This is a genomic window from Rhizobium sp. MHM7A, assembly GCF_005862215.1.
Taxonomy (GTDB): domain Bacteria; phylum Pseudomonadota; class Alphaproteobacteria; order Rhizobiales; family Rhizobiaceae; genus Rhizobium; species Rhizobium bangladeshense.
In genome coordinates, this window is the sequence record NZ_VCHT01000012.1 from 112,326 (window position 1) to 135,893 (window position 23,568).

General features: G+C 60.7%; 22 protein-coding genes and 2 pseudogenes. 7 read left to right on the forward strand and 17 right to left on the reverse strand.

The features are described 5' to 3' along the window. Window positions 1-80 precede the first annotated feature (80 nt). Window positions 81-353: a hypothetical protein gene (locus tag FFR93_RS30030; RefSeq protein WP_246661379.1), complete on the reverse strand. Its 273-nt coding sequence runs from the start codon at window positions 351-353 to the stop codon at window positions 81-83. A 658-nt stretch (window positions 354-1,011) separates the two neighbouring features. Between FFR93_RS30030 and FFR93_RS41630 the strand changes: the two genes are divergently transcribed. Further along, window positions 1,012-1,353 carry a hypothetical protein gene (locus FFR93_RS41630; RefSeq protein WP_138395930.1) on the forward strand — a complete coding sequence of 114 codons (342 nt, stop codon included), beginning with the start codon at window positions 1,012-1,014 and terminating at the stop codon, window positions 1,351-1,353. Window positions 1,354-1,383: 30 nt separating this feature from the next. Here the strand turns inward: FFR93_RS41630 and FFR93_RS30040 are convergent. The 3 genes and pseudogenes from FFR93_RS30040 to FFR93_RS30050 all read right to left on the reverse strand — a co-directional run. Next, window positions 1,384-2,078, reverse strand: a pseudogene (locus FFR93_RS30040) (IS5 family transposase); the annotation flags it as partial. A 72-nt stretch (window positions 2,079-2,150) separates the two neighbouring features. Further along, on the reverse strand, window positions 2,151-2,462 hold the full coding sequence (locus tag FFR93_RS30045; RefSeq protein ID WP_138395848.1) for an immunity 53 family protein: 312 nt from the start codon (window positions 2,460-2,462) through the stop codon (window positions 2,151-2,153). Window positions 2,463-2,645: 183 nt separating this feature from the next. After that, window positions 2,646-2,873 carry a hypothetical protein gene (locus tag FFR93_RS30050; protein WP_138395931.1) on the reverse strand — a complete coding sequence of 76 codons (228 nt, stop codon included), beginning with the start codon at window positions 2,871-2,873 and terminating at the stop codon, window positions 2,646-2,648. A 278-nt stretch (window positions 2,874-3,151) separates the two neighbouring features. On the opposite strand from FFR93_RS30050, the gene FFR93_RS30055 reads away from it, so the two are divergent. Both FFR93_RS30055 and FFR93_RS30060 read left to right on the forward strand, forming a co-directional pair. Beyond that, window positions 3,152-3,610, forward strand: coding sequence for a YbaK/EbsC family protein (locus tag FFR93_RS30055; RefSeq protein WP_138395849.1), 459 nt, complete (start codon window positions 3,152-3,154; stop codon window positions 3,608-3,610). An 85-nt stretch (window positions 3,611-3,695) separates the two neighbouring features. Then, a complete protein-coding gene (locus FFR93_RS30060) occupies window positions 3,696-4,706 on the forward strand; it encodes a Tim44 domain-containing protein (protein WP_138395850.1) in 1,011 nt (336 codons plus the stop codon). Between the two features lie 46 nt (window positions 4,707-4,752). Here FFR93_RS30060 and FFR93_RS30065 read toward each other — a convergent pair whose 3' ends face one another. Further along, window positions 4,753-5,784, reverse strand: a complete 1,032-nt coding sequence (locus FFR93_RS30065) for a hydroxyacid dehydrogenase (protein ID WP_138395851.1) — start codon at window positions 5,782-5,784, stop codon at window positions 4,753-4,755. A 297-nt stretch (window positions 5,785-6,081) separates the two neighbouring features. Here FFR93_RS30065 and FFR93_RS30070 point away from each other — a divergent pair, with 297 nt between their 5' ends. Further along, window positions 6,082-6,681 carry a HupE/UreJ family protein gene (locus FFR93_RS30070; RefSeq protein WP_138395852.1) on the forward strand — a complete coding sequence of 200 codons (600 nt, stop codon included), beginning with the start codon at window positions 6,082-6,084 and terminating at the stop codon, window positions 6,679-6,681. Between the two features lie 188 nt (window positions 6,682-6,869). Here the strand turns inward: FFR93_RS30070 and FFR93_RS30075 are convergent, their stop codons facing one another. The 5 genes from FFR93_RS30075 to FFR93_RS30095 form a co-directional block, all read right to left on the reverse strand. Then, the gene (locus FFR93_RS30075) at window positions 6,870-8,873 is read right to left on the reverse strand and encodes an aldo/keto reductase (protein ID WP_138395853.1); all 2,004 of its coding nucleotides are present in this window, start codon (window positions 8,871-8,873) and stop codon (window positions 6,870-6,872) included. A gap of 38 nt (window positions 8,874-8,911) precedes the next feature. Further along, entirely contained in the window at window positions 8,912-9,994 is a 1,083-nt protein-coding gene (gene ugpC, locus FFR93_RS30080; RefSeq protein ID WP_064710390.1) for a sn-glycerol-3-phosphate ABC transporter ATP-binding protein UgpC, read from the reverse strand. A gap of 13 nt (window positions 9,995-10,007) precedes the next feature. Further along, the gene (locus FFR93_RS30085) at window positions 10,008-10,844 is read right to left on the reverse strand and encodes a carbohydrate ABC transporter permease (RefSeq protein ID WP_138395854.1); all 837 of its coding nucleotides are present in this window, start codon (window positions 10,842-10,844) and stop codon (window positions 10,008-10,010) included. Then, the gene (locus tag FFR93_RS30090) at window positions 10,841-11,701 is read right to left on the reverse strand and encodes a sugar ABC transporter permease (RefSeq protein WP_064710389.1); all 861 of its coding nucleotides are present in this window, start codon (window positions 11,699-11,701) and stop codon (window positions 10,841-10,843) included. Before FFR93_RS30090 ends, FFR93_RS30085 begins: the two co-directional genes overlap by 4 nt. An 82-nt stretch (window positions 11,702-11,783) precedes the next feature. Continuing rightward, window positions 11,784-13,058: an ABC transporter substrate-binding protein gene (locus FFR93_RS30095; protein ID WP_138395855.1), complete on the reverse strand. Its 1,275-nt coding sequence runs from the start codon at window positions 13,056-13,058 to the stop codon at window positions 11,784-11,786. An 86-nt stretch (window positions 13,059-13,144) separates the two neighbouring features. Here FFR93_RS30095 and FFR93_RS30100 point away from each other — a divergent pair, with 86 nt between their 5' ends. Next, window positions 13,145-14,065, forward strand: a complete 921-nt coding sequence (locus FFR93_RS30100) for a helix-turn-helix domain-containing protein (protein WP_138395856.1) — start codon at window positions 13,145-13,147, stop codon at window positions 14,063-14,065. A 26-nt stretch (window positions 14,066-14,091) separates the two neighbouring features. On the opposite strand, the pseudogene FFR93_RS30105 reads toward FFR93_RS30100, so the two are convergent. Then, a pseudogene (locus FFR93_RS30105) lies at window positions 14,092-14,282 on the reverse strand (VOC family protein); the annotation flags it as partial. 88 nt (window positions 14,283-14,370) lie between these two features. On the opposite strand from FFR93_RS30105, the gene FFR93_RS30110 reads away from it, so the two are divergent. Further along, on the forward strand, window positions 14,371-14,880 hold the full coding sequence (locus FFR93_RS30110; RefSeq protein ID WP_138395857.1) for a GNAT family N-acetyltransferase: 510 nt from the start codon (window positions 14,371-14,373) through the stop codon (window positions 14,878-14,880). A gap of 50 nt (window positions 14,881-14,930) precedes the next feature. Here the strand turns inward: FFR93_RS30110 and FFR93_RS30115 are convergent, their stop codons facing one another. Together FFR93_RS30115 and FFR93_RS30120 are read right to left on the reverse strand one after the other, a co-directional pair. After that, on the reverse strand, window positions 14,931-16,025 hold the full coding sequence (locus tag FFR93_RS30115) for a Gfo/Idh/MocA family oxidoreductase (RefSeq protein WP_138395858.1): 1,095 nt from the start codon (window positions 16,023-16,025) through the stop codon (window positions 14,931-14,933). Window positions 16,026-16,035: 10 nt separating this feature from the next. Continuing rightward, a complete protein-coding gene (locus FFR93_RS30120; protein WP_138395859.1) occupies window positions 16,036-17,046 on the reverse strand; it encodes a Gfo/Idh/MocA family oxidoreductase in 1,011 nt (336 codons plus the stop codon). Between the two features lie 365 nt (window positions 17,047-17,411). On the opposite strand from FFR93_RS30120, the gene FFR93_RS30125 reads away from it, so the two are divergent. Next, window positions 17,412-18,572: a fumarylacetoacetate hydrolase family protein gene (locus tag FFR93_RS30125; RefSeq protein ID WP_138395860.1), complete on the forward strand. Its 1,161-nt coding sequence runs from the start codon at window positions 17,412-17,414 to the stop codon at window positions 18,570-18,572. 11 nt (window positions 18,573-18,583) lie between these two features. Here FFR93_RS30125 and scpA read toward each other — a convergent pair whose 3' ends face one another. From scpA to FFR93_RS30145, 4 genes are all read right to left on the reverse strand, one after another. Continuing rightward, complete coding sequence (scpA, locus tag FFR93_RS30130) at window positions 18,584-20,722, reverse strand: methylmalonyl-CoA mutase (protein WP_138395861.1); 2,139 nt, start codon at window positions 20,720-20,722, stop codon at window positions 18,584-18,586. A gap of 124 nt (window positions 20,723-20,846) precedes the next feature. Continuing rightward, entirely contained in the window at window positions 20,847-21,500 is a 654-nt protein-coding gene (locus tag FFR93_RS30135) for a methionine ABC transporter permease (RefSeq protein ID WP_064696694.1), read from the reverse strand. After that, a complete protein-coding gene (locus tag FFR93_RS30140) occupies window positions 21,481-22,569 on the reverse strand; it encodes a methionine ABC transporter ATP-binding protein (RefSeq protein WP_138395862.1) in 1,089 nt (362 codons plus the stop codon). Before FFR93_RS30140 ends, FFR93_RS30135 begins: the two co-directional genes overlap by 20 nt. Before the next feature lie 90 nt (window positions 22,570-22,659). After that, window positions 22,660-23,499: a MetQ/NlpA family lipoprotein gene (locus FFR93_RS30145; protein WP_138395863.1), complete on the reverse strand. Its 840-nt coding sequence runs from the start codon at window positions 23,497-23,499 to the stop codon at window positions 22,660-22,662. Window positions 23,500-23,568: the final 69 nt, after the last annotated feature.

A 23,568-nucleotide genomic window follows, 5' to 3' on the forward strand; every position in this document is an offset into this window, starting at 1 on the left:
ACACAAGCAAGTTCCCGCCGGTTAGCGTTGCTTCGATCGCGGCGTTCAGCCAGTCGTTGCCGGGCAGGCGCTGCCTGCAATCAACGGGTCTTTTCAGTGCCGTTAGGCGTCGTGATCATAGTGGGTCCGCCCCCGTTGCCTTGAACGGTCGGATCCCGATCGGCTGCTTCCGGGGCACGGGCGGGACCGCTGGCAGGGTTATCATCGAAGGCGCCGGAACCAGAGGGCTGCGCATTGATGGGGTCGGGCTTCGTCGACGCTGTTGCCTGAGGATCCTGGTCGATGCTCTCGCCCCAGAACTCCGCAACGGTCCATGCGACCATGACGAGGGCGAGACCTCCTATGAGGACCATGAACACGGGTCGGCCCCACGGCCCTTGGCGAGCTTCAGACGCGGACTCCACCACGACGCGTCGTTCATCCAAATTCTGGTTATCGTTCATGCTCGTTCAAATCCTTCCGCCAGCAACAAATTCGATTGACGACAAAGCTGCGGAGCATCGATTCGTGCTCTCTTTCGCCCGTCGACCTAACCTGATTGAGCCGGCCGGGGTTCCTGCTGCCGAACAGAAACCTCCAAGCAACCAGCAGCATCTCCCAGCTGATTGATGATGGTGTTACGGTGCGTAGCGAAAGGTTGACACGCTGCATACGTCGCGGCAACGGCGCCGTCGATCTCGTCATCAACGCCTCAGCCACCTCGTAAAGGTGTGAGCTCGCGCTTTCGTTGGACCACTGGACCGCCCGCCCGGCTTTTCGGCTGGAGAAATGTCGCCACCTCGCGGCGGGGCAGATGAAGGTGCGGGAACCTTCCGTCACTTTCGTGGTTAGCAGCATCTATTCGAGGGACGGATGGATATGGCGGTAGTTGGTATCTCCTCTCCTGGGCGACCCGGACTTCATCTGGCGGAGCGTTCCGGCATCAGCGGCCAAGACCTGAAAGAGGTTGGCACAAGGGACATCGAAAAACGGATGCCAACGAAGCCCCGTCATCGAACACGGAGAACCGGGATGACGAACAACAATCGTAGAAACGCCGCTGAGGTTCGCGGTCAGATCCAATCGGGTGAAAGCGGCGACATCAGATCGGGTTTCGACCCCGCAGCTGCGCCGCTCGAAACGGACGCCGAGGCTGCGGGCCAGCCATTGGGACCCGAAGAGGTGGAAACAGCCCTGCATACACAGAGCCGAGGAGCGGCAGACCGTCAACGGAACTATGACGTGGCGATGCGCGAACCAGGGACCGCCGGGACCGAACCGCAATCGATCCGTTCGCCTGCCCTGCGCATCTTCATTGGAACGTTGGCTGTTGTTGCGCTTGCAATAGCGGTCGCGAGCTGGATCTACAGCTGACAGCGACATGGAAAGAGGGGCGTCGAGATAGTCATAGCGGGTCGCAAGTCCTCTGAACTGCTTGAGCTTGTTGAAGAACCGCTCGACAAGGTTACGCTCACGATAGACCCATGAACTGAATGAAGAGCTTTGCTTTCGGTTTCGCTTTGCTGGAATATTGGCCCAGGCTTGCTTTTCCTTTGCGATGTCTCGAAGGGCGTTCGTATCATAAGCCCTGTCCGCCAGCAGGATGGTGCCTTTTCCGATACCCTTCAGCATCGGCTCCGTCATCTTGCTGTCATGCGCTTGTCCTGGGGTCAGGTGGATACCAATTGGACGGCCGTCTGCATCGACGAGTGCGTGGATCTTCGTGGTCAGGCCGCCACCCGACGTCCGATGCAACCATTGTCTTGATCCCCCCTTTTTCCCGTGGCCGCATGCTGATGAACACAGACACAGGAGCTGTCGACCATGACAATGTCACCGTCGAAGGCCTTTGAGACCTCCTCGAGCACATGGTCCCAGACACCAGCCGTTCGCCAACGGACAAAACGATTATTACAGGTTGTGTAGGGGCCGTATCGCTCAGGGACATCTGCCCAGGGTGAGCCGGTGCGAAATCTCCACAAAATGCCATTGATTACTCGTCGGTCGTCAACACGCGGGACGCCGCGAGGCTTGTTGGGAAGAAGCGGCTGGACAATGCTCCATTCGAAATCAGTCAGGTCAAGCCGGCGACGGGTCATCTGAGCCTCCAAATTGATGCCTCAGTGAATCAAAGTCGTACTCGTATGTGAACCCGTCTCTGAGTGTGCGGTCTATTCCGGTAGGGACGGCGAGACGATCGTCGCCCAGCCTCGAAATACCTCAAGAATCGATCGCAGTTGAAGAGGCCCTCCAACGCCGTAAAACACGTTATCCTGCGTCCAGCATGTCCACCAGTCAGCTTCATGTTCGTAATTGTGCGTGAGCCGATCTAGGGTCCGACCATCACAATCAGTCCCAGCGAGATCGATCTTCAGCGACCAACCAGGATTATCGACCGTGCTGATCGATGGCCCGAAGCGGTGTTCCCAATCCCCGTCACACTGCGCTTCATACCAGCGCGAAAACCAGTCTAAAACATCCATTTAATCAGGCTACCTGAACAACATCCAACTGGGAAGAAGCGACCACAACTGCCAAACTTAAAATCCCATGTTTATGAGTTCACGAGCTAGTCTCTCGTTGGCACAGAGCGTCGAAATCCTTCTCAGCCTGGCGACATTCCACAATGTTTCTGGATGACCGGTTCGATCGGGATATCCAGGTTGCTATTCGGCGGCGTCCCGGACTCGGCAATTTTGCGGCATCTCCGCAGCGCTGATGATTTCAAAATCAGACAGCATGGCGTGCTGATCGGTCCCGAGAAGGGCTAGCGTCCAGTAGTCGGGGTCTGCGCCGAAAACTGTCGAAACCTGAACCACGGTGACGTTCCCGTCGAAGAACTTCGAAGACTTTGCCCAGTAGAAGCAGCCTGGCGTGAAATTCGCTGCACCCATGACGCTTACTCCCACGATGGCAGATTTCACATAGAAGAACATGATTCGCTTTTGGACGGGTCGCCAGGACGACCTTTGTACGTTTGCTGACACAGGCATCGCTATATTGGCGTGCAAATGGCAATAAAGTTGCTTAGTCGCTATGCTGCCCGGAACAGGCAGCACCAAGCCGAACAGCCAGTTGAACTTGGCTGCGACACGTGCCGGCAGGTCGACTATTCCATTCCGTTTGAGCAAGAGTGCTTCCATGTGAACAGGAAAGGCTCTAGCATCGCTTCATGAGCCTTGAATCCGTCCGCAACTTCCTCCGTGCTCACGCACCCGATATCGAAATCATCGAAACCGCAGAGAGCTCCTCGACCGTGGCGCTAGCCGCCGAGGCCCACGGCGTCGAGCCCGCCCAGATCGCCAAGACGATTTGCCTGCGCGTCGGCGAGCAGATGATGCTGGTCGTCGCCGGCGGCACGGCGCGACTCGACAATCGCAAGTTCAAGGACACTTTTGGAGCCAAGGGGCGCATGCTCGATGCCGAAGAGGTCGTCGCGGTCACCAGCCATCCCGTCGGCGGTGTCTGCCCGTTCGGCCTGCCCTCGCCGCTGCCCATCTATTGCGATATTTCGCTGAAACGTTTCGACGAAGTGGTGCCGGCGGCCGGCTCGACCAACTCGGCTGTGCGCATCGCCACAGGACGACTGGCTGAGCTGACCGGTGCCAGCTGGGTCGACGTCTGTCAGTAAAGCGAACAGAAGAGCTTCAAACTCGAGAAAGAGCACCTATATTAGCTTTCGATATAACATGACTGTGCATGACAGGAGATCAGGAATGCCGGGTGCCGTTTCGCGTTTTGCCAAGATTGCGGCGATTGCCGTACTGACGAGCGCTACCGTTTTTGCTTCGCTCGGTGATGCCGAGGCCCGCCGCGCCGGCAGCTCCGGTTTCGGGAGCCGCGGCACGCGCACTTTCCAGGCTCCGCCTGCCACCCAGACCGCGCCGACTACTGCTGCGCCGATCGAACGGTCGATGACGCCGCGCCCGCAGACGACTGCGCCTGCTACGGCACAGCAGCCGCTCGGCGCCCAGCGGCCCGGTTTCTTCAACGGCTTCGGCCGTTCGATGATCGGCGGCCTGATCGCCGGCGGCCTGCTCGGCATGTTGCTCGGCCACGGTTTCGGCGGCGGCTTCGGCTTCCTCGGCATGCTGTTGCAGATCGCTTTGATCGGCGGCGCCATCATGCTTGCGATGCGGTATTTCGCCAGCCGCCGTCAGCCTTCTTACGGCGTCAGCGGCCAGAGTCGATCCTTCGGCCAGTCCTTCAACATGTCGCCCGGGAACAATTCGTCGTTCCGAATCCCGGCGATCGGTTCGGGCGCCGGCTACGGCGGACAGTCGCGCGGCGGCAATCGCCCCAGCGACGAGATCGGGCTGGCGCAGGCCGATCTGGATCAATTCGAGGAATTGCTGACGAGCGTGCAGACCGCCTACGGCGCCGAAGACTACGGAACGTTGCGCCGGCTGACGACGCCCGAGGCAATGTCCTACCTTGCCGAAGAACTCGGCGAAAACGCCACCAACGGCGTACGCAACCGCGTCTCCGACGTCAAGCTGCTGCAGGGTGATATCGCCGAAGCGTGGCGCGAGGACGGCCAGGAATATGCGACCCTCGCCATGCGTTACTCCTCGATCGACGCCATGGTCGAACGTGACAGCGGCCGTGTCGTTTCCGGCGACGACCGTCGTCCGAGCGAAAGCACCGAGATCTGGACCTTCGTGCGCAAGCCGGGCTCGGACTGGAAGCTCGCTGCGATCCAGGGCACTGGCCAGCGCGCAGCTTAGCCTTTATAGATGCCGCCCAAGCTGTCAGGCAGTTCGGGCGGCATTTTCAATTCACCGCGACCGGCTTGGACCGCATACGGGAAACAGTCTCGCGTTCGGCGCGCTTGCAACGCATCGGTGGCAAGTTGCGATCCATCAGGTCCATGTCTTCCAACACCATGTCGCCCATCTTCTTGAAGGCGCTGTCGAGCGCGCCGGCGCGGTGCGCCGAGCGGATGAAGCCCTTCAGGCTGCGTACCGGATGATCAGGCGGCAGCGGCTCCTCAGGGTAGACGTCGCTGGCCGCGACGATATGGCCCGATGAAACGGCCCCCATCAGCGCATCGAAATCGACGACGTCGGCGCGGCTGAGCAGGATGAAGGCTGCGCCCTTGCGCATGCTGGCAAACGCCTCAGCGCCGAGAAAGCCCCTGTTTTCGCTGGTGACGGCCGCGACCACGAAGATGAAGTCGCTCCTCGTCAGAACGTCTTCCAGACTTGCGGCTTCGACGCCGTTTTCCTCGAGAATCGAGCCGGGCAACCAGGGATCGAACACCCTGATGTGCGCCCGGAACCCGGATAGAACCCGCCGCAGCGCCTTGCCGAGATCGCCGAAGCCGACGATCCCGATCTCGGAGCCGGCGATCAGCCGCGCGCTCGCATTGCCCTCCCCGCCCCAGAGTTCGCTGCCGTCGCGGAAGGCAACATCCGCATCGACGATGCCGCGCGCCAAAGCCAGCGCAAAGCCGAGACCGATTTCGGCCACCGGCTCGGCAAAGACCTGTCCGGTGGTCACGACATGAATGCCGCGCTGGAAGAGCACATCATAGGGCATGTTGTTCAGAAGATTGCTCTCGACATTGAGGATCGAGCGCAGTGCCGGCATTCTGGCGAGCGTTTCCGCTGAAAGCGGCGGCTGGCCGATGATGTAACGCGCCCTGCTGAGGATGTCGTCGTCGAGCCCGGCGATATTTTCGGGATTGGCTTCGAGGACCTCGTATTTCGAATGCAGTTTGGCGCGTGCCTTGTCGCTGAAGATCAGATCGAGCGTGCGCGGGTCGGGCGCGCTGATCGCCAATGGCCGTTCGATATTTGTCATGAGCATCTCCTCCACCGCGGGCGGCCTGCGTTGCCCGGGCTGGAGAATTGATAACCTTCGATCGCAGCGGTTTCCAGTTGGCGGACGAGAAATTGGAGAGCGAGCCTCGCATCGGCCGCTCATCATGAGTGGCCGAAGCAATTGAAAGCGGCATTTGCCTATCAGATAAGCAATTGAAATCTCTCAACATTCATGGCTTTTTCTGTTGACGGTCCGAATTGCTTGAATTAGCTTCAGTCGCGCAATCTCGGCGCGTCGCCGCCGCGCAAAATCGACGAATCGCAAAGGAAACGAACAATGAAGTCAGTACTTAAGAGCGGCCTGCTTGCCTTGGCTTCCCTAGCGCTTCCGGCTGTCGCTTCCGCCCATCCTGCCGTTGGTGATGCTGCCGGCTTCAGCCATGGCTTTGCTCATCCAATGTCCGGGCTCGATCATGTCCTCGCCATGGTGATGGTCGGTGTGGTTGCTTTCCAGCTCGGCGGCCGCGCCATCGCGCTCCTGCCGGTGACCTTCGTTCTGGTGATGGCGTCTGGCGGTGCTCTCGGTGTTGCAGGCGTTGCTCTTCCCTACGTTGAAACCGGCATTGCGCTTTCCGTTGTCGTTCTTGGGATCATGGTTGCAATCAATGTCAGAGCGCCGCTGGCCGCGGCGCTCGCCATGGCGGGTCTCTTCGCCGTCTTTCACGGTCATGCCCACGGCGCCGAAATGCCGGAAGATGCAGCCGGGGCCGCCTATGCTGCCGGCTTCATGATGGCAACGGGACTTCTGCATGGCGCCGGCCTAGCTCTCGGCTACGTCATCGGCCGCGCCGGCGAACGCCAAGCAGTTTTCGTCACGCGGGCGGCGGGCGGCGTTGCCGCCATATCGGGCCTGGGCATCCTGGCCGGTTTGATCTGAGTCTGTTGGCATCTCGGCAAGAAGGCGGGGCGCAGCTGGCGCACCTCCTTTTGACAATTGCGCCCGGCATGCTGCGACGCAGTGCCGGGGCAACGAGCTGATGGATGACGCTGCGAGAATGAAGACGCCGGAGGCGCAGAAATAGATATGGAAGGGCGTGGTCTAGAGCCGCGCCCTTCCCTCTTTCATCAGCCTTCCAGCCACTTCACCTCGTCGGGCGTCAGCCGGATATCGAGAGCTGAGAGGCTGTCTTCCAGCTCCGCCACAGTGCGCGGCCCGATCAGCGGAATTACCGGGAAGGGCTGAGCGATGACGTAGGCGAGCGCGATATGGATCGGGTTGCGGCCGAGCCTGTTGGCGAGTTCGATGGCGCGGTCGCGGCGTCCGAAATTGCGCTCGGAATACCAGACGCGCACGATCTCCTCATCATCCTTCTTGTCGCGGCCGGCGCGGTCGGTAAAGAAGCCGCGTCCCTGGCTGGACCAGGCGAAGTTCGGGATCTGCTTTTCGTTCAGCCATTTCTTCCAGTCGTCATCGGAGGCGGCGACGCAACCGGCCCAGATCGGATCCAGCATCTCGGCGAGCGAAAAGTTGTTGGAGAGTGCTGCCGGCGCCGTTTTGCCGGTCTTTTCGGCATAAGCGATCGCCTCGTCGAAACGTGCGCGCGTCCAGTTCGAACCGCCGAAGATGCCGCGAATGCGGCCGCGTTTGACCTCGGCATCCATGGCATCGACAAATTCGCCGACGGGCACGTCGGTATTGTCGCGATGCATGAAATAGATGTCGACATAGTCGGTTTTCAGCCGGGCGAGCGACTGGTCGAGCTGCTTTGCGATCATATCGGGATAGCAGAGCGGCGAATGCGCCCCCTTGCCGATCAGCACGATCTCCTCGCGCGGCACTTTGCGGCTGGTGTGCCAGTCGCCGAAGATCGATTCCGTCTTGCCGGCGCCATAGACATAGGCCGTGTCGAAGGCATTGCCGCCGGCCTCGTAATAGGCGTCGAGCGTCAGCGAGGCGGCGGCGAAATTCGGAAAGAATTCGAAGCCGAGTGTGACGACGGAGGCCGGCTTGGAAATGCCGGGGATCTGGCGTTGCGGAATGCCGCTGCCGCGGGTGACTGCGCCACCGGCAATATTCGTCGTGCGCCGCGTTGCTTTCTCGACGCCATATTCGAGACCGATCGATGCGCGCCACTGATCGAGCACGCGCAGGTTTGCAATCGAATCCGCCCAGCTCATGCCGGGAGAGCTGAATTCGGTCCTGCCTGCGCGGATGGCATCACCCGCCGCGTCGACCTCGAAGGAGTAAAGCCAGCGCTCCTCTTTAATCTCGATGGTTTCCTGTTTGCCGCCCTTGAAGATCTCGATCTTGCCGATGCCGCCTTTGTGGCCGGAGGCGAACCAGAAGTCCTGGACCTCGATCCGTCCCTCCGAACCGATGATGCGCAGCACGTTGTCCTGCTGGGCCATGATCGAGCAGGAGACTTCGGCAATGATCTCGTTCGGGAATTTGAGCACCGCCGAAGCCCATTCATCGACACCGCTCTCTCCGAGATGGCCGACGCCGGAGACCTTCTCCGGTTCGAGGAAAGCCTTGCCCTCGGCGGCGCCGGCAATCAATCTCGCCATGGACACGGGATAGCCGCCGACATCGAGAATGCCGCCACCGGCGGTTTCATTGGCGAAGAGCCGATGCTCCGGCTTATAACTGCCCATGTTGAAGCCGAAGCTCGAGCGGATGATGCGCAGCGTGCCGATGACGCCGCTCCTGATGAGTTCCACCAGCTTTTCCGTCTGCGGATGCACGCGGTACATGAAGGCTTCGCCGGCAAAGACGCCGGCCTTCTTGGCTTCATAATAAACCGCCTCGGCATCATAGGCCGAAAGGGCGATCGGCTTTTCCACGAGAATATGCTTGCCGGCGCGTGCAGCCTTGATCGCCCATTCGGCATGGCCGGTGTGGGGTGTGGAGATATAGATCGCGTCTACTTCCTTGTCGGAAAGCAGCGCCTCGTAGCCATTGACGATGCGGGCGCCGGGGAAGTTGTCGGCAAGTCCCTGTTTGCTGGGATTACGGGTGGCGATTGCCACAAGTTTGCCGGTGCGCGAATGAGCAACGCCATCTGCAAAGGTGCGGGCGATGGTGCCGGGGCCGATGATGCCCCAGCGAATCGGTCGGTCGGAATTCATGGAAAATCCTCTTTCGTCTTTCTGCCTTGGGATTGCGGTTAACGAAGCCGTCTGCCGGCGGCATCGAAAAGAAATGTGCGGTTTGCCGGAAGGCCGACCGTCAGGGTCTCGCGGTTGCCGCTGACGCGCGATTCCGGGCGCTCGATGATCAGCTGCTCGCTGCCGACGGCGGCATAGATGTAGCTGGTATTGCCGAGATGTTCGGCGACGTCGACGCTGACGGTGAGATCGGCATCACCCGCGCCGGCATCGACGAAATGTTCAGGCCGGATGCCGAGCGTTACCTTTGCGCCGGCTTCGATGCGGTCGGCGACAGGCAGCGTCAGGCGCGTCTGCGGATTGCTTTCCAGCGCGATCACCGCCCTGCCCGCCTGCGCCTCGACCACAGCGGCCTTCAAGAAATTCATCTTCGGCGAGCCGACGAAACCGGCGACGAACTGATTGGCGGGATCATCGTAAAGGTCGAGCGGGGCACCGATCTGCTCGATATTGCCGGCGCGCAGCACGACGATCCTGTCGGCGAGCGTCATCGCTTCCGTCTGGTCGTGGGTGACGTAGATCATCGTCGTGCCGAGCTGCTTGTGCAGCCTTGAGATCTCGACGCGCATCTGCACGCGCAGTTCCGCATCGAGGTTCGACAACGGCTCGTCGAACAGGAAGACCTCGGGTTCGCGGACGATGGCGCGGCCGATCGCCACGCGCTGACGCTGGCCGCCGGAAAGCTGCTTGGGACGGCGCTTCATCAGCTCGGTGATCTGCAGGATTTCCGCAACACGGCCCACACGCCGCTCGGTGTCGGCTTTCGGATTGCCGTTCATGCGCAGGCCGAAGCTCAAATTCTCCTCAACGGTCAGGTGCGGATAGAGCGCATAGGACTGGAAGACCATGGCGATGCCGCGGTCGGCTGGCTCGACGTCGTTGACGACCTTGCCTCCGATCCGAAGCTCACCCGATGTAATATCCTCCAATCCTGCGATCATCCTGAGCAGCGTGGACTTGCCGCAGCCGGAGGGACCGACGAAGACGACGAATTCGCCGTCCTTCACCTCCAGATTGGCGCCATGGATGATCTCGAAGCCGCCGAAGCGCTTGACGATTTTGCTAAGTGAAAGCTCTGCCATGCGGCCCCCCCAATTACTTGATTGCACCGGCCGCGATGCCGGCGATGAAATGGCGCTGGAGAGCCACGAATACGACGAGGATCGGCGCCGTCAGCAACACCGCGCCTGCCATGATGCCACCCCAGGAAACCTTGGTGAGGCCGATCAGCGTTCCCAAAGCCACCGGCGCCGTCATCATCCCCGGTCTGGAATTGATGAGCAGCGGCCAGAGGTAATTGTTCCACGAGTGCAGGAAGAGAATGATCGCCAATGCCGCCATCGTCGGCCGCGCCAGCGGCAGGGCGATGCGCAGGAAAATCTGCCATTCCTTGACGCCCTCGACGCGGGCCGCATCGAAGAGTTCACTCGGCATCATCGAGAAGGACTGCCGCATGAATAAGACGCCAAGCGAATTGAAGAGCGGCGGGACGATCAGAGCCACCCAGGTGTTTGCCAGCTTGAACTCGCGCGCCACCATGATGAATTGCGGGATGACGACCACGGAGAAGGGAAGCGTGATCGTGCCGAGGATGATGGCGATGACGACCGCGCGGCCGACGAAACGATAACGTGCCAGCGCCCAGCCGGCCATCGAAGTCAGCATCACCGAGAGCGCGGTATAGATGAGCGCCACGCCGATGGAGATCACCATCGCCCCGATGAAATCGGTATCGGCCTGCAGGTTCTTGAAATTCTCCACGAAGTTGGTCGACGGCCACAGCACGATGTCGGGGCTGAAGATGCCGTTGTCGGGCATTGTCGAGAAGACGAACATCATCCACAGCGGAAACAGCCAGATCAGCGCCAACGGCGCCAGCACGGCGTGCAACGCGATCTGACGGGCGAGAAGGGATTGCGATTTGGATTTCATTTCGGGTCCCTCCCGATCCAGAGATTGAGAAGAGAAATCACCACGGCGAGAGCGGCCATCGTATAGGCGATTGCCGAGGCATAACCGAAGTTCAGCGCGGTGAAACCCTGGCGATAGAGGAAGAGGCCGAGTGTTTCCGTGCCGCCGCCCGGACCGCCGCGATTGGTGATGAGGAAGGGTTCGGTGAAGAGCTGCATGGTGCCGATCACCGAGAGTACCACACAGAAGAGGATGATCGGTTTCAGCAGCGGCAGGGTGATGTGGAAAAATTGCTGCACCTTGCTCACCCGGTCGAGCGTCGCCGCCTCGTAGACATCGTCGGGAATGGCCTGCAGCCCGGCAAGGATGATGATGGCGTTATAGCCCGCCCAGCGCCATGTGACGGCGAGGATGATCACTCCCATCGCGGCATTGGCGTTGTCGAACCAGGAGACTGGGCTGAAGCCGACCGCTGAAATCATCTTGTTGATGATGCCGAAATCAAGGCTGAACATCAGCCGGAATACCGCGGCATAGGCGACCTCGCCGACGACGACGGGGGCGAAAAAGGCAAAACGGAAGAGCGGGCGCGCTTTCAACAGCGGCGAATTGAGCATGACGGCCATGACCGTCGCCAGCGCGATCATCACGGGCACCTGGATCACCAGGATGATCAGCGTGTTGTAAAGAGCGTTATAGAAGGCCGGGTCGTAAAAGAGGCGGCCCCAATTGGCCTGGAAGCTGTATTTCCACGGGTTGATGCGCGTGTTCTGAAAGGAAATCAGGAACGAATTGATGATCGGCCAGACCCAGAAGGTGGCAAAGATCAGCAGATAGGGGGCGAGGAACGCATAGGCGCTCCGGGTTCTCAAAGGCATCGAGCCTCCTCCTTACGAACGAATGACCAGCCGCGTTGCAAGCCGGGGAAAGCCGGGCGCTTCACGCGCCCGGCATCGTCATTCATTCCGCGATAGGAAGTCCGGTGGCCGAAGCGATCTGGTTGGCGGCGTCGTCGAGAGCCGCCTTCGCATCGGGATAGCCGCCGGCAAAGAATTTCGCCTGCGTTGCCCTGAAAATGCCCTCGGCATCACTCTGGAAGGCGGTGCCGCGGCTCGGCACGATCTTCGGCAGTGTCGAGAGGATATCGGCCCAGACCTTCTGGCCGCCCCAATAGGGCTGCGGCTCATTGACGAAAGGATCCTTCTCGGCCTCAAGCAGCGACGGCACCAGCCCGAATTCCTTCAGCATGGTGACCTGACCCTCGTTCGTACCAAGGGCGTAGTTGACGAATTTCCAGGCTGCCTCCTTGTTTGCGGAAGCCGCCGAAATGGCGAGCGACGAACCGCCGAGATTGGCGGCATGGGGGCCATCGGCCGTCAGGCTCGGCATTCTGTAGACGCCCCATTTGCCCTTGAGATCGGGAGACGTCGAACGCACGGTGCCTTCATACCAGCCGCCATAGAGCTGGCTTGCGGCCTTGCCGGCGGTATTGGCCTGGATCTTTTCGTCCCAGTTGGCAGCGGTCAGCGTGCCCGCATCCTTCATCTCCTTCACCTTCTGCAGCGCGGCAACGCAGGCCGGCTGGTTGATGGTGATGTTCTGGCCGTCGGTCGAGAAATAGCCGCAGCCCTGTTCGTTGGCGATCATGCGGAACCATTCGCTGTCGCCGTTGAAGTCTGCCTGCGCCATGACGACGCCGGGATTGGCGGCGGAAATCTTTTTGCCGGCGGCGATGAAATCGTCCCAGGTGCTGATCGTGCTCGGATCGACACCGGCCTTCTCATAGAAATCGCGGCGGTAGAAGACGGCAACAGGGCCGGAATCCCACGGCATGGCATAGGCGACATCGCCGACTTCAAGCTCCGTGCGTTTGAAGTCCGGGAATTTCGCCTGGATCTCCGGCGTGTAGCCGAGTTCCTTCAGATTGGCGAAGCAATCCGGGAAGCGGCTCCAGAAGATTTCGGCCTCGAAATTCTCGATGCTGACGATATCAGGCAAGCCGTCGCCGCCCGCAGCGCAGGCTGCAAGCGTCTTGTCGAAGACCTGGCTGTTTCCAAGGTCTTCCACGGTGATCTTGATGTCGGGATATTGTTTATTGAAGCCGGGGAGCGTGGATTTCAACGCCGATGCGGCGACATTCCAGCTCCAGATTGTCAGATTGGCCGACTCCGCAAAGGCGGAACCGGACGCGAGCAGTGCGACGGCAGCGGTCGCGGCGAGAAGTTTGAAGCGCATTGAAAATCCTCCCTTTTCAATTGCCGATCTTTCACGAACGCGGTTAAACTATCCGCAAGGGAGCGGCTGTCTCCTAAAAAGGGAACATGGATTTGGCGGAAAGTAAGGTCGGCACGCGTGCAATTTATCAGCCGGGCGCAAGCAGCATTGAGGGTTCGCCGACGGCGCTGCAGATGTTTCACGCCCATCCGCCTGTCATGGCCATGCCGCACTGGCACGCCCAGGTCGAGGTCAACTATGTCATGCGCGGCACCGTTCACTACCGCATGAACGATCACGCCTTCCGGCTGAACGCCGGGGAAATGTGCCTCTTCTGGGGTGGGCAGCCGCATCAGATGGACGAATCCTCTGACGATTCGCTCTATGCCGGCGCCCACCTGCCGCTCGTCTATTTCTTCCGGCTGCGCCTGCCGATCAGCATTTCCAGCCGTCTGATGAAGGGCGAGACGCTGCTGACCTCGGCAACCGATGCCGCCGACAACGAGAACTTTGCTCGCTGGTTCCGCTATGCCAATTCCGGGGATCCCGCCAAGGCCCAGCACGCCGTGGACGAATTGCTGCTGCGCATCGAGCGTATCGCATTCGAACCCTATTCGATGACGACATCAAAGACGAGCGCCAGCCTGGAAGGCGATCAGCCGCATCCCAATTCCTCGCGCAGCGTCGCGCGCATGTGCGATTTCATCGCCGCCAATTTCCTGCAGGACATTGATTCGGTTGACATCGCCCGCGCTGCCGACCTGCATCCGAAATATGCCATGAACCTTTTCAAGCGATCGACCGGCATGACGCTCAGCAAATATGTGACGCTGCTCAGGCTGTCGCGCGCCCAGGCGATGCTGATGAGCGAGGGCGCCAACGTTCTGCAGGTGGCGATGGACAGCGGCTTCGGTTCGATCAGCGCCTTCAACAAATCCTTTCGCCATATCGCCGGCATGTCGCCATCGGATTTCCGCCGCGACATCCGGCTGGTGACGACGATTCCCGCCGGCGCCTTCCGCAATTAACGAACGGCCCTATGCGGCTGAGGGGCTTATCTTCTTTCGGCAGGCTCTATCTGGGTGTCATCGGGATCGCGCAGCAAGGCGACGATTTCGGCGTTGGCTTCGGGCGCGGTCGCTCCTTGACCTCGACGCCGGCTTCCGCCAGACGGGCGAAGGTCTCCTCGACATTGTCGAACAGGAAGGTCAGGGGGCGCAGGCCGGACCTGCCCTCAGGCACGTCAAAGCGCTTTCCGCACCGCCGGCCGTCTGTTGTGTTCTATCGCGGGCATCGCTACGCTCTCGATCCACAGATGGGGTCATCAAAAGACATGCTTATTCGAAAGGCGGCAACCGCCGACGCGGAAGAGTTGTGCAGTCTCCTGAACGAAATCATTCTCGCCGGCGGAACAACTGCGCTCGAGACACCGCTCACAGCCGCAGAGTTCGCTGACTGGTTCATCGACGGCGATTTCCCGCTTGTATGCCATGTTGCGGAACATGGTCGATCGCTTGCCGGCTTCCAGTCGTTGAGCCTCTATGGCGATCCGCCGAAAGGTTATGCCGATATCGCAACATTTGCCCGCATGAAGCCGAAAATTTCCGGCGTCGGCCGCGCCCTTTTTCAGGCGACGCTGGCAGCAGCCGAGGAGCAAGGCCTCGAATTCATCAACGCCACTATTCGTGCCGACAACGTCGGCGGCCTCGCCTATTACACAAGGATGGGCTTCGAGCCCTATGACAGGCTTCTCCAGGTTCCGCTTTTGGACGGAACGCCGGTCGATCGGATCAAGAAGCGTTTCAAGGTAGACGCCAAGCGCCGCCCGTCATTCTCCGTTTGACCGTTTGAAGCGATCCTGCGTCCAAGGCCCCTTTTTGCACCACTCTTCGTTCAGAGGTCCCCAGCCATGCGCTGTTCTTCCGGAAGCCAGGAGCGATAGAGTGGATGATCGGCGGCGATCGGCATCGGCGTCGGCTTGCCGGTGCGTTGCGAGAAATAAGCGGCCGTCACGAGCTCCAGCGAATTGCGGGCGTCCTGCAACGTCACCGGCGGATCCGTGTCTTCGACGATTGCCCGATGGAACAGTTCGAACTGACGGGTATAGCCGTCTTCACCCGGAACATAGGCGGCGAGCACCGCATCGACCCGCGCCTGGTGCTCATCGGTTCCGGCGGTAAAGACCCAGGGGTCGCGGCCCATCGTATAGGGTTCGAGGATGCTTTCGGCGACGAGGTCGCTGAAGCAGAAACGAAGCCGCGAGATCTCCTTGCGCGAGCCGAGCGTCATTGACAGCGTCGCCAGCGAGCCGTTTTGCATCTTCACCGATAGGGCTGCCGTATCTTCCACCTCGATCGGATTGACCAGGGTCGCGCCATAGGAAAACACCTCGGCGCAGGGCCCATGCACGTAATTCAGCATGTCATGAGCGTGGATCGCGTGACCGAGAAGGCCGCCGCCGAGTTCACTCGCCCACTTGCCGCGCCACGGCACGGCGTAATAATCCGGGCCACGCCACCAATGGGTTTCGATCGTCGTCAGGAACGGCTTGCCGGCAAGCCCGCGATCGATCAGCAGCTTCAGCTTCTGCAGCCCGGAGCCGTAGCGATACTGGAAGATCGGCATCAGCTTTTGGCCGGGGAAGCGGGCGAGGATGCGACCCATCTCGTCGACCTCGGCAATCGAGCCGAAGAGCGGCTTCTCGCAGATCACGTGCTTCCCGGATTCGATGCCCTTGCGGCAGAGTTCGAAATGCGAGCTCGGCGGCGTCGAAATGTCGATAATGTCGAGATCGTCACGGGCAAAAAGTGAATCGGTGTCCTGCGTATATTCTCCCACACCGTATTCTTCGCACAGCGCCCTGCCGCGATGCTCGTCCAGCGAGCAGAGCACGGGCACCTCGAAGATATCCTTGTTCCAGCCGAAACCGGCCAGATGCCGCGCAGCAATCCCTGCGCCGATGACGCCGACGCGCAATTTCCTGGTCATGCGATCCTCCTCAGCGGGCGCCGATGCGCGCGGCTTTCGTCTGGGCTTCGAGCGAAAGGCGGCAGACTTCGAACACGTGTTCCTGCGTCATCGCTGTCTGCGTACGGCTGCCGACGTCGGCGGTGAAAGCGTCGAAATAGTCGAGCTTTTCACCGCTGCAATCGATGTGGGTCATTTCCTTGCCGTTGACGAGGAAGAGGTGATCCTTGCCAGGCCGGCCGGCAATGTCGATATACTTGCGCAGCTCGATATAGCCTTCGGTCCCGAGGATGGTCAGCCGCCCATCGCCCCAGGTCGGCAGCGCCTCCGGGGTGAACCAGTCGACACGGACATATCCCGCCGCCCTCTCGGAGCGTAAGAGCACTTCGCCGAAGTCCTGGAAGGCTGGTTCGTCAGGCATGCCGAAATTGCCGATCGAGCTGGCGATGACCTCGCCTGAGGTCGATCCTGTGTAAAACAGAAACTGGTCGATCTGATGCGAGGCAATATCGACGATGATGCCGCCGAAGGCTTCCGGGTCGAAGAACCAGCTGGGCCTGGTCGGCAACTGCAGTCGGTGTGGGCCGACGCCGAGCGTTTGGATCACCTTGCCGATTGCGCCATCGGCTATGAGTTTGCCTGCCTTGACGGCGGAGCGGACGCAATGGCGCTCGGAAAAGCAGATCGAGAAGATTCTGCCTGTCTCGGCGACAGTTTTCCTGACCTCCTCAAGCTGGGAGAATGTCGTGACGCCGGGCTTGTCGGTCATCACGTCCTTGCCCGATTTCATCGCGCGGATGGCAAGACCGGCGCGGTCGCGCGGAATGGCGGAAATGCAGATGACGTCGATCGACGGGTCGTCGAACAGCTTTTCACGGTCGATCTGCGGCGCATCCGGATAGGTCTTCTCGAAGGCCTCGCGAAGCGCCGGCACCGAGGTCTGGGGGCAGTAGCCGACGAACTCGCCGCCTGAGGCGAGCAGGCCCTTTACGTGATCGAACGTATGCCCATGGTCGATTCCGACGACGGCAAATCTCAACATTGCTGCAATGTCCTCCAGCGATTTTCTAGGGCCTGGCTGACGCCGGCATCCTCCATGTCGGCCAAAACAGATAACGAAAGTTGCCGCCTGTCAAGGCGAGATCGAGACTGAAAATGTGCAAAGATCGCAATAACCATTTGAAAATAAACGGATATTTTGTATCTAAATAGTTATTTACCGGCTTCTGCACGGAGTTTCGTCAAAAAGCCGCTCACTTGATCCGACCAAACGAAAGTGTTTTTCTCCGCTATCTCTTGCTCCATCCGTGTGAATGTGATCGTTTCAGCCGTCACCGGGCTGGAGGGTGGCAACGATCTTGGAAATTCATAAAGAGCGCACCCGCTTGCGTGTGACGGAGGACTACCATGTCTCATCCCCTTCTCAATGCCGACGCCTCGGCCGGTCTTTTTGTCGGCCGCGTCTGGAATCCCGAGGTCGCCGGACCGAGCATTGTCACGCTTCGGGAGGGGATGCTTGTCGACATCACGTCGCGCGAGGCGCCGACGCTGAGCGCCCTCATCGAGAGGCAGGATGCCGCCGGCTTCGCCCGCGCCGCAAGCGGCAGGGCGATCGGCTCATTGGAGGAGGTCGCCGCCAACAGCAAGGGGACGCCGGATCAAGGGCGCCCCTATCTGTTGGCGCCCGCCGATCTGCAGGCTGTCAAGGCCTGCGGCGTCACCTTCGCCCAATCGATGATCGAGCGCGTCATCGAGGAAAAGGCAGCTGGCAATCCTGACCGCGCCGCTTCGATCCGTGAACGTGTCAGCACGCTGATCGGCGGCAGCCTCACCAATCTCAAGGCCGGTTCGCCGGAGGCTGCCAAGGTCAAGCAGGCCCTGATCGAGGAAGGCATATGGTCGCAATATCTCGAAGTCGGCATCGGTCCCGACGCCGAAGTCTTCACCAAGGCGCCGGTGCTGTCCTCCGTCGGCTGGGGGGCGGATGTCGGCCTGCATCCAATCTCCACCTGGAACAATCCCGAGCCGGAGATCGTGCTCGCCGTCAGCAGCCGCGGCGAGATCAAGGGCGCGTCGCTGGGCAACGACGTCAATCTTCGAGATGTCGAAGGGCGCTCGGCGCTGCTGCTCGGCAAGGCTAAGGACAACAATGCCTCCTGCTCGATCGGTCCTTTCATCCGGTTGTTCGACGACGGTTACGGATTGGATGAAGTGCGCAGGGCCGAACTCGATTTGAAGGTGACCGGCGAAGATGGCTTCGTGATGCATGGCAAGAGCTCGATGTCACAGATCAGCCGCGATCCGACCGATCTCGTCAGGCAGACGCTTGGGCCGCATCATCAATATCCCGACGGCTTCATGCTCTTTCTCGGTACGCTGTTTGCTCCAACGCAGGACCGTGACGCGCCGAAGCAAGGTTTCACGCACAAGATCGGCGATGTCGTCGAGATTTCCTCGGCGGGTCTCGGCGCGCTCGTCAATGCGGTGCGCCTCTCCACCGAATGCCCGCCGTGGACCTTCGGCATTGCGGCGCTGATGCGCAATCTCGCAAAGCGCGGGCTACTTTAGACCAGACTAAGCTACTGGTTTCGCCGTCTGCCCTGCAGGAGGTCGAGGACCGAGTTTGCCGCCTCCAGAACATTGGTGCCTGGGCCGAACACGGCTGCAACGCCGTGTTCGTGCAGGAATTCATAGTCCTGCCGCGGAATGACGCCGCCGCAGACCACTATGATATTGTCACCCCCCTGCTCTTTTAGTCTGTCGACCAGCTGTGGCAGCAGCGTTCTGTGACCCGCCGCCAGCGACGATACGCCGACCACATTGACTTTTTCGCCAAGCGCCATCTCGACAGTCTCGTCAGGTGTCTGGAACAGCGGACCGGCAAGCACATCGAAGCCGATGTCTCCGAAGGCCGAGGCGATCACCTTGGCGCCACGATCGTGACCGTCTTGACCGAGCTTGGCGACCATGATTTTCGGCCGCTGCCCCATCGCTTCCGTGACCTCCGCCATGCGGGTCTTCAGCACGGCAAGTTCCGGCTCGTTGTTATAGGCCTCGCCATAGACACCCTTGATGACGACAGGTGTTGCGGCATGATCACCGAAGGCATCGCGCATCGCATCTGAGATCTCGCCGACGGTGGCGCGGGCCCGCGCAGCCTTGACGGCGGCTTCCAAGAGGTTGCCCCTGCCGCTCCGCGCGACCTCCGCCAGAGCGCCCAGCGTCTCGCGCACCGCAGCGCCGTCGCGTCGCCGCTTGGTCTCCTCGATCCGTTTGATCTGGGCGGTGCGCACCGCGCTGTTGTCGATCTCGAGAATGTCGATCGCCTGTTCGCTGTCGAGCCTGTAGCGATTGACGCCGACGATGACCTCCTCGCCCTTGTCAACGGCGGCCTGGCGACGCGCGGCTGCTTCCTCGATCAGTCGCTTCGGCAAACCTTCGTTGACAGCCTTCGTCATGCCGCCGAGCGCTTCCACCTCCTCGATCAGCGCCCAGGCGTTGTCGGCAAGTTCCTTCGTCAGGCTCTCGACGTAATAGGAGCCGGCCAGCGGATCGACGACCTTTGTCACGCCGGTCTCGTGCTGGAGGATCAGCTGTGTATTGCGGGCGATGCGGGCGGAGAATTCCGTCGGCAGCGCAATCGCCTCGTCGAAAGAGTTGGTGTGCAGCGACTGCGTGCCGCCGAGCACGGCCGACATCGCCTCAAAGGCCGTGCGGATGATGTTGTTGTAGGGATCCTGCTCCTGCAATGAGACGCCGGAGGTCTGGCAATGGGTGCGCAGCATCAGCGAAGATGCCTTCTTCGGCTGGAACTCTTCCATGATGCGGCTCCAGAGCAGCCGGGCAGCGCGCAACTTCGCGGCTTCCATGAAGAAGTTCATGCCGATCGCAAAGAAGAAGGAGAGCCTTCCGGCAAAATCATCGACGTTGAGACCCTTGGCGATCGCCGCCCTGACATATTCACGACCGTCGGCCAGCGTGAAGGCAAGCTCCTGCACCAGCGTCGCACCGGCCTCCTGCATGTGATAGCCGGAGATCGAGATCGAGTTGAATTTCGGCATCTCCCTTGCCGTATAGTCGATGATGTCGGCAACGATCCGCATCGAAGGTTCGGGCGGATAGATATAGGTGTTGCGGACCATGAACTCCTTGAGGATATCGTTCTGTATAGTTCCCGATAGCTCGGCCCTTGGCACGCCCTGCTCTTCGCCGGCGACGATGAAGGAAGCGAGGATCGGAATGACGGCGCCGTTCATGGTCATCGAAACCGACATGTCCCCGAGCGGAATGCCGTCAAACAGGATTTTCATGTCCTCGACGCTGTCGATTGCAACGCCCGCCTTGCCGACATCGCCTTCCACGCGGGGATGGTCGCTGTCATAACCGCGATGAGTGGCAAGATCGAAGGCGACCGACAGGCCCTTCTGGCCGGCGGCGAGATTGCGACGATAAAAGGCGTTCGATTCCTCCGCCGTCGAGAAGCCGGCATATTGGCGGATCGTCCAGGGACGACCGGCATACATCGTCGCGCGCGGACCACGAGTAAAAGGCGCAAAACCGGGCAGCGAGCCGAGGTGCTCGGCGCCGTCGAGGTCATCGGCGGTATAAAGCGGCTTGACGGCAATGCCTTCCGGCGTCTGCCAGGTCAGTGTGTCGGGTGAGGCGCGCAACTCCTTCTGCGCAAGCTCCGCCCAATCCGACAGCGTCTTCTTCGTCATGCGTTCCTCCGGCTGCTTCATCGCCACCTTATCATTTCACAGGTGACTGATGCGATACAGCCTTAGGACATTTCACGCGGGAAAGCATTCGCCGCTGCCATTCGCCCGCCGCTCCGGCGCTAGTCTATTTGTGGTCGAGCTTGGCGACCAGCCGGTCGCCAAGCCATTGGATGCCGCAGACGAGGACGATGAGGACGGCTACGACCGCGATCATCACATTGGTGTCGAAGCGCTGATAACCATAGCGGATAGCAAGATCGCCGAGGCCGCCTGCGCCGATCGCGCCCGCCATGGCCGAAGCGCCGATCAGCGTCACCAGCGTGACCGTGAAGCCGGCGACGATGCCCGGCAGCGCTTCCGGCACCAGCACTTCGCGGACGATCGTCCATCGGTTTCCGCCCATGGCGCGCACGGCGTCGATCAGCCCACGGTCGACCTCGCGCAGCGACACTTCGGCGATACGGGCATAATAGGGTGTGGCGGCGATGGCGAGCGGTACGATGGCCGCCCACGTGCCGAGCGCCGTGCCGACGATCAACCGCGTCAGCGGGATCAGCGCCACCAGCAGGATGATGAAGGGCACAGAGCGGAAACCGTTGATGACGGCGCCGAGCATGCGGTTGATCCAGAGGTTTTCGGCGATGCCGCCGCGCGCCGTCACAACCAGCGCAAGACCGAGCGGCAGGCCGGCGACGAGCGAGATCACTCCCGAGGCGACGGTCATCAGGACCGTCTCCCAAAGGGAGCGAAGTAGCAGTTCAAACATGATCGGTGTCATAACCAAGCACCTCTACCCGGGCAGACCGGGACGTCAGAAATTGTTCGACCTTCCCGGCGAGCCCAGGATCGCGGCTGGGAACGGCGATGAAGAACCGCGCCACAGGCTGGTTCTGGATGTGATCGATGCCGCCATGCACGAGGCGGAAGGAATGCGGCAGCGCCGCCGATAGTTCGGCGAAGAGCGCCCCCGGCGCTTCAGGTCCGGCAAGATCAACGCTGAGGATCGCCTCGCTTCCTCCGGTCGCCGAAAGCCGGCCGGCAATGTGGCCGGGAAGCTGCGGGCGGATGCCGCCGAGCAGGCTCCTGGTGATCGCCTCCCGCGGATTGGCGAAGACCGACCAGACCTGCCCTTCCTCGACGATCCGTCCGGCATCGATAACCGCGACGCGATCGGCAATGCCGCGCACCACTTCCATTTCGTGCGTGATTAGGAGGATCGTCAATTCAAGCTTACGGTTGATGTCCTTGAGCAGAGCCAGGATCGATCGCGTGGTTTCCGGATCGAGCGCCGATGTCGCCTCGTCGGACAACAGCAGCGCCGGACGTGCCGCAAGCGCACGAGCGATACCGACTCGTTGCTTCTGGCCGCCGGAGAGCGATCCGGGATAGGCCTTCGCCTTATCGGCGAGGCCGACGAGATCGAGCAGTTCATGCGCCCGCTTCAGGCGCTCGGCCTTGGCAACGCCCTCGATCTTCAGCGGCAGTGCTACGTTTTCCTCGACCGTCTTGGCGGACAGCAGGTTGAAATGCTGAAAGATCATGCCGATGCGGCGACGCAGCGGCTGCAGTTCCTGCTCCTGAAGCCCGGTGATATCGCGGCCTTCGATCAGGATCTCGCCGCTGTCGGCGCGCTCCAGGCCATTCAGGCAACGGATCAGCGTCGACTTGCCGGCGCCGCTACGGCCGATAATGCCGAGGATTTCGCCCCTCTTCACCCGCAACGAAATACCGTCGAGCGCAGCCGTGGCTCCGAACCGACGCTTCACGTCGACAAGTCTCACCACCTCTTCGGCCGTGGCCGCCTGCGGATCTGTCTCGACCGCCGTGGTGGAAACAAACGAATTCATGTGCTTTTCCTTACAAACACCGAAGGCGGCCCGGGCAAAGGAACGCCCGGACCGCCTTTCGGCAGGCCTTAACCCCGGCCTACTCTTGGATCAATAGGCGCTCAGACCCGTTCCCTTGTAAACCTTATCGAACTCGGCCTTGACCGTATCGTTCTGGTAGGAAGACACAAGCGTCTTGACCCAGTCCGCACCCTTGTTCTCTTCCTTGACAGCGATGAAGTTGCGGTACGGATTGTCGGCGATCGGCTCCTGTGCAATGCGCTCGGCCGGTGAAAGACCACTCTTCAGCGCCCAGTCGGTGTTGACGACCCCCGCATCAAGATCGTCGATCGAACGCCCGACGATGCCGGCATCGAGCTCCTTGATCTCGATCTTCTTCGGGTTCTCGGTAACGTCGGCAACGGTCGCAAGAATGCCGGTGCCGTCCTTCAGCTTGATAAGGCCTTCATTCTGCAGAACGCGCAGTGCCCGGCCTTCATTCGAGGGATCGTTTGGAACGCCGATGACGGCGCCTTCCGGGATCTCGGCGACGGACTTGTACTTTTTGGTGTAGAGGCCAATCGGCCAAACGCCGGTATAACCAACGGGAACGATATGGTAGCCGTGCTGCTGGATCTGGTTGTCGAGATAGGGCTGGTGCTGGAAGGCATTGGCGTCGATTTCGCCACGCTCCAGCGCTTCGTTCGGCTGCGTATAATCGTTAAAGATAACGGTTTCGATCTTGAGGCCCTTCTTGGCCGCCTCGCTCGTGACCACCCGCCAGACATCCTCATCTTCGCCGGCCATGATGCCGACCTTGATCGACTTGTCCTCAGCAAAGGAAGGCGCGGGTGCCGCGAAGGTAAAAAGTGTAACTGCGGAAACAGCGACGGCGGCAAGAGCCGCGCGGCGCGAAAGGTGGAGGCCGTGTAGATTTTTGTTCTTGGTCATTTTTATCCCGTCTGACTGAATGAGGCCGAACGCCCCGAGCCGGCTGATCATGGCAAACGTCTGGATCGC